The 5,668-nt window shown below is 52.1% G+C and carries 4 protein-coding genes; all 4 read right to left on the reverse strand.

The annotated features are described in order from the left end of the window. Positions 1-429 precede the first annotated feature (429 nt). Positions 430-1,317 (reverse strand): sugar phosphate isomerase/epimerase family protein, encoded by an 888-nt coding sequence (locus tag AB1656_21375; protein ID MEW6237948.1) that lies wholly within the window; start codon positions 1,315-1,317, stop codon positions 430-432. A 162-nt stretch (positions 1,318-1,479) separates the two neighbouring features. Beyond that, on the reverse strand, positions 1,480-2,862 hold the full coding sequence (locus AB1656_21380) for a type II secretion system protein GspG (GenBank protein ID MEW6237949.1): 1,383 nt from the start codon (positions 2,860-2,862) through the stop codon (positions 1,480-1,482). Next, positions 2,859-3,647: a nickel pincer cofactor biosynthesis protein LarB gene (gene larB / locus AB1656_21385; protein MEW6237950.1), complete on the reverse strand. Its 789-nt coding sequence runs from the start codon at positions 3,645-3,647 to the stop codon at positions 2,859-2,861. The genes AB1656_21380 and larB overlap by 4 nt, the downstream gene beginning before the upstream one ends. 200 nt (positions 3,648-3,847) lie before the next feature. Continuing rightward, complete coding sequence (locus AB1656_21390; GenBank protein MEW6237951.1) at positions 3,848-5,440, reverse strand: tetratricopeptide repeat protein; 1,593 nt, start codon at positions 5,438-5,440, stop codon at positions 3,848-3,850. Positions 5,441-5,668: the final 228 nt, after the last annotated feature.

Genomic DNA, 5,668 nt, shown 5'->3' on the forward strand with positions numbered 1-5,668 from the left:
CAATGCTATCCGGTTCATATTGACGCAACAACGCCAAAGCGCTCTCCAGCGTTTGGATGCAACGATTCAAATGTTCAGTATTTATAGGCATTACGGTCTCCGATAGTGCCTTCCAAAAAGCCGCCGTAACTATACTTTGCGACGTATCGGATGCAGGAAAGAAAGAAAAATCGGAACGCTTTCGCGAATATCCTATTCTTATGAGCCACTTGCAAAATTCCATTATTCCTCCCCCAAACCTGGGGGAGGTTAGGAGGGGGTTGTCTTAAGTCTATTAAAATCAACCCCTCTCTAACTCTCCCCAATCTTGGGGGGAGAATTAAAAAGCGGATTTTATGAATTTTGCAAGAGCCTCCTTATTAAAAACCAAAAGAGGGAGGCCGCCAAGCCTCCCTCTTTCTTGAAATCCGCTGGACAGGCGGAATTCGTTTAATGCTTCTCGCCATAAGCGCGGATGTATTCGACGCAAGCGGCGATGTCGGTTACGTTGTTGTTCCAGTTGTATTCGTATTCCAGCGAGATGTTGCCCTGGAAGCCCTGGCGCTTCAATTCGTCCAACATTTGCTCCATGTTGCAGACGCCTTCGCCGAAATGAACGTCATGCGCTTCTTCCACGCCGAATTCGTTCATATCCTTCAGGTGGGAACTGATGATGCGGCCTTCCAGCACGCGCAGCGCCTCCAGGGGTTGCACGCCGGAACGCGCCCAATGGCCCGTATCCGCGCAGACGCCGATGCGATAGTCGAGTCCTTGAATCAGGTTGAGAACGTAATAGGGATCCCAATATTTGTAATTGGGATTGTTGGGTTGAATAGGGTGGTTGTGAATGGCGATTTTAATGTCGTATTCCTTCACCAATTTTTCAATCAGTTCCAACGAACCTTCCTCCGGTTCGGTGGTAATTGTTGGAATGCCCATGACTTTGGCGAAATCGAACACTTTGCGATCAGCGCCTTCGTCGTTTCCTAAAGCGACAACGCCGTAGTTAACCAGGCGGATGCCAGCGCGCTCCAACTTGATTTTCGTTTTGGCCCAGACGCTGGGAGGAGCGTCATGGCTGAAGGGTGTGTTGTCGTCCGGACTGAGGCGTTGGCCGGGGTAGGCTTCGATGACATGGCATCCCGCCTGCACCGCTTTGTCGATCGCTTCGAAGAACGAGAAACGGTTGAAGGAATACGCCTGCGGCCCGATGAGGAAGCCGCCAACATACAATTCCTTGCACAAAGGCTGCGCTTCGGCGGCGGGAGAAAGGTAAACCAACGGCAGCGCCGCGCCCAGCATTAGTAAGACTGCAATTCGACGAATTATTTCGCGCATAAGATTTACTCCTCTTAATATAATGGGTGATTGGCGCTTGGCGGTTATTCCTCCAAACGCGGATTATAGGATGATGCAAAATGGACAAAAAGACAATCTCTTTATAGGCGGCGACAAGGCATACGCCGCAAGTTTATTTAGGAATGGGAAGCGATTAGTAGATTACCGGATGTCGTCGCCCAAGCCCCTGTCGTCGATGCGGTTGGCGCCCAGGCTGCGCACATCGGGATATTGGCGTCCTTTTTCCGTATATAAATCGTAGACGAATTCCGATCCCCATAAATCGCGCCGAGGCAATTCTGGGGAAATATAAGGTCCTCTCCATCCCGGCGTATTGAACGATTCGGTCAAGGCTTTCAATCCTTGTTCTTGGGAGGGGTATTTTCCCGTGTCGTATTTGCGCCGTTCCAAAGCCTTGCGGTATTCGTCAAGAATTTCCCCCAAACGCCGCGTTTCCGGCGGCAGCATCATAGACGAGTCGATGGGGATCCGAGGGAGATAAAGCGCGGGTATCGCCGTGAACGGCGGGTAGGTTTTCAATGGCGGGACGATATAATCCAAATCCACCGCCAAAGGTTCCGGACTCCAGTTGGACCATTCCTTCACTTCCGCCATCAAAGCTTCCCTATTGGCTGATACCGATACGGGAACCGTATTAGAGCCGGGAGAAACTTCCAATTTATCCCCTACGGCGACGCTGTACGGCCCATCGGCCCCCCGTTGAAAATTGAGCGTCTTCTTGCCGTCGAGATAAGTAATATTCACCGCGCCGAGCTTGCCGGCGGTCTCCGCATACAGCGTTCCTTCCTGGATCACGGTTTTCACGGCGTCGATGGTCAGAAGCACGCGCTTCCAATTCGCGAGTGCGGAGCCTTTCGTCCCGATGCGGAACCAGGCTTTTCCTTGAAGCAACCGAAGGGAGACCGTATAACTTTGGATGGATTGCTCCAGTTTCAAATCATCGAAGCGGATGCGGGTTCGCGCTTCCAATCCGATTTCCCCGACTTCGCCAATGGCGAGCGTTACCCGGCTATTGGGGGAGACGATGAGAATGCTGCCCCTGGGGATAATGCCGCCTTCTTTGAGTTGGGCGCGCTTTTTTTCTTCAATGGCGCCGTAATTTTCATAAAAGTAGGCCCATCCCATGATTTTCTTGGCTTGGATAGGCACGTCCACCTGCGAGGGTTGCGATGGAATGACGAAATCCAATTGTTTTTGCAGATCGGGGAGGATTTTTCCCTCCTGAATCATGCGTTGAAGCAGCGACTGCAGGTCCGATCCCGCCGTCCCCCGATCCGCCGTCTTCTCGATGCGGATGACGTCTTCGCGGGCAACCCAAACCATCGAATTGAGAACCCGGATTTTCAAAAAACGCTTTCCCGAATCGGGAGATTCCGTTTCGGCGATCACTTCGCAACGCAGGCTGGCGCCGTCTTTCAGCGTGATGATATCTCCAGCGGCGATTGGCGAAAATCCGGCAGTGGACAAGAAAGCCAATCCGAACCATATCCGGAATAGGAAGCGAAAAGACCGTTTTCTCGTCATTTTCCCATCTCGTTATTCCGCGCGGAGCGTACTCCGGCGATGCGCTTGTTGATTAAGCTGGCGGCGTAACCCGCGCCGAAGCCGTTGTCGATATTGACGACCGTCACCCCCGCGCTGCAGCTGTTCAACATGGTCAATAGGGCGGATAGCCCCCCAAAACTGGCGCCATACCCCACGCTGGTAGGAACGGCGATGACGGGTATATCCACCAATCCCCCAATGACGCTGGCAAGCGCGCCTTCCATCCCCGCCGCTACCACGATGGCGTTGGCGGAACGGATGCGGTCAAGACGGCCAAATAACCGATGAATGCCCGCCACGCCCACATCGGCGATCTGGGCGGTCTTCGATCCGGTAAAGCGCGCCGTCACCGCCGCTTCCTCGGCGACGGGAAGATCGGACGTTCCCGCGCATATCACAAGCACGTCGCCAACCGTCTCCGATTCCGGCGGCTCTCCCAGCGTAAAGGAACGCGAACGATCGTAAAAGACCGCTTTGGGAAATTGCTTCTTTAATGGATCGATGGCCTCCGGCCGGATGCGGGTGGCGAGAACCGGATGCCCGCCTTCGATCAACCGCTCGACGATTTCGATTATGTCGTTCGTCTCTTTGCCTTGGCAGAAGACGACTTCGGGAATGCCCTGCCGCAGAGAACGGTGGTGATCGATGTTCGCAAAGCCGATATCTTCATAAGGGAAATGCTTCAACTGCGTTATAGCGTCCTCGATGGATAATTCGGACGATTGAACGCGTTGCAGCAGGCCGCGGATTTTTTCCGGATTCATCTGTCGCCGTCATCCTTCCCGTTCTTGCCAATCTCTGGAGTCTATGGTATCTCAAAATATAAAAATTATCCATTTTCCCATTTCATATTGCGCGCCTGGGAGTGCGGGCGTCCCGCCCGCATAAATAAGAAAAAAAGCCGGGACGCATCGATCCCGGCTCTTGATTCATTTCCTAAAAAAATTCATTCGTTCGCTCAATATTATTGCGAAATTTGTTGCAGCAAATCTTTCGCCTCCTGGCAGTCGGGCGATTGCTTCAGGATAATCTTCAGCGTCAATTCCGCCTGTTTTTTGTCGTCATTCGCTATATTCGTTTTCGCCTCTAAAAGCATGGCGAGGATTTCGCGCTTCTTTTCCTCGGATTGCTGCTTGATCCGATTCAATTCTTCTTTATTTTTGTCTTCCTGGGGCAGAAGCGCCAGCGTTCGTTCGGACATTTGAATCGCTTTGTCGTAGGAACCTTGTTTGAGATAGTTTCTCGCGGTTTGAAGATTGTCTTTGACTAATGTTTCTTTCTCTTTCTGGCGCTTGAGTTCGCGTTCGGCCAATTCCTTGCGCCGGATTTCCTGTTCGAGCGGATCGTTGAGCACGAGTTGGATTTTATCGCGCAGATAGAAGCAGGCGGCGTGATCGCCGACTCTCGTCAAAGCGTTTTCCGTATTGGTTAATGCGAGAGAGAAATTGTTGTTTTCGTAATTTTTCAGGGCTTCCACAGCCAGGCCGTCGGCGTATTGCATATCGGCGGCGCGGCGCTCCAATTTAGCAATCTCGTCTCGTTGTTCCAGGATCGATGACCGCAATCCGGCGACGGTTTTGTCGTTCTCGTCGCGCAGTGTGGCAATGGCGCGCTCCCGCTCCTGCTTGAGCGCATTGATCGTCGCCTGGGAGGTAACGAGAGAAATGCGGTGGCTTTCCGCCAGGGAGTTAGCCGTCTTCAGCTCTTCGTCCCGCTGGGTAAGCATGGTTTGCAAACGTTTGATATCGGTGTTTTTGCTGTTGATGACGCCTTGCAATTGATTGATGCTTTGGTTTTTCGTCGTCAGGTCCTGATTGGACGATGTCAGTTCTTTAATTTGATTTTGCAAACTGGCGATTTCTTCATTCTTTTTTTGCATGTTCGCCGTCCAACTGGCGTTCGTTTGTTCGTTTTGTTGTTTACGGGCTTCCGCCAGCGTTTGCAATTCGACGATCTTGTTGGAAAGGGCGTCAATGCCCCCAGCCGGGAAACGGGTTTCCAAGGTGAGCGCATTACTCTTCCATTTCGTTAGTTCAAGGTTGGCGTTCGTCAATTGGGTGGATAGATCGTTAACCAATTTGCCTTTAAAGTAGGCGCGGGAGGCGAAATAAACCGTTGAAAAAAGGAGAAAGGCGGCGATGACGCAGGCGGCGATGGACGTTAGCAGGAAGGGGCGTTTGCGCTGCTCCTCCACCACATCCTCTTCCATGCGCCGGGCTTTTTCGATGTTCTGATAGGCTTTTTCCGCTTCGGGATCGAGGGCGACGCAACGCTCCCAAGCGCGAATCGCTTCGCTGAATAAGCCCTTCCGAGCATAGATGGTTCCCAGTAAATTATGATAATGGGCGTTTTGGGCGGAAAGGGCCAAAGCCGCTTCCAACTGGCCGATCGCTTCGTCGAGTTTCCCGGAGTGAGCTAGCGCCAGGGCTTCGTTATAATGCGTGTTCGCCGTATCGATTACGCTTTTTACGGCGGCGAGGTCTTCGCCGCAACTCTCGCAAACCGCCGCTTCCAAAGGATTCGCCGCCCCGCAAGCGGGACAATAGATGGCGTCCATCGAACATCTCCCTTCTTATGTTACAAATTCTTCTTTAACCTAGCGCAGAGATTCGTTTTAAGTGAGCCTTTTGCAAAATACTATTATTCCTCCCCCAAGCCTGGGGGAGGTTAGGAGGCAATGCCATTAAGTTAAGGTTAATATAATTTTCTTTATCAAAAAAAGGACGCATATTAGCAAGAATTGATTGAACTTCCCCTCACCCTAACCCTCTCCCAGAGGGCGAGG

The sequence above is a fragment of the Candidatus Omnitrophota bacterium genome (assembly GCA_040755155.1).
Taxonomy (GTDB): Bacteria; Hinthialibacterota; Hinthialibacteria; order Hinthialibacterales; family Hinthialibacteraceae; genus JBFMBP01.

Bases quoted from the DNA above. Each gene is read 5' to 3' on its own strand.
- AB1656_21375 (MEW6237948.1), bottom strand. From the start codon at position 1,317: ATGCGCGAAATAATTCGTCGAATTGCAGTCTTACTAATGCTGGGCGCG.
- AB1656_21380 (MEW6237949.1), bottom strand. From the start codon at position 2,862: ATGACGAGAAAACGGTCTTTTCGCTTCCTATTCCGGATATGGTTCGGA.
- larB (MEW6237950.1), bottom strand. From the start codon at position 3,647: ATGAATCCGGAAAAAATCCGCGGCCTGCTGCAACGCGTTCAATCGTCC.
- AB1656_21390 (MEW6237951.1), bottom strand. From the start codon at position 5,440: ATGGACGCCATCTATTGTCCCGCTTGCGGGGCGGCGAATCCTTTGGAA.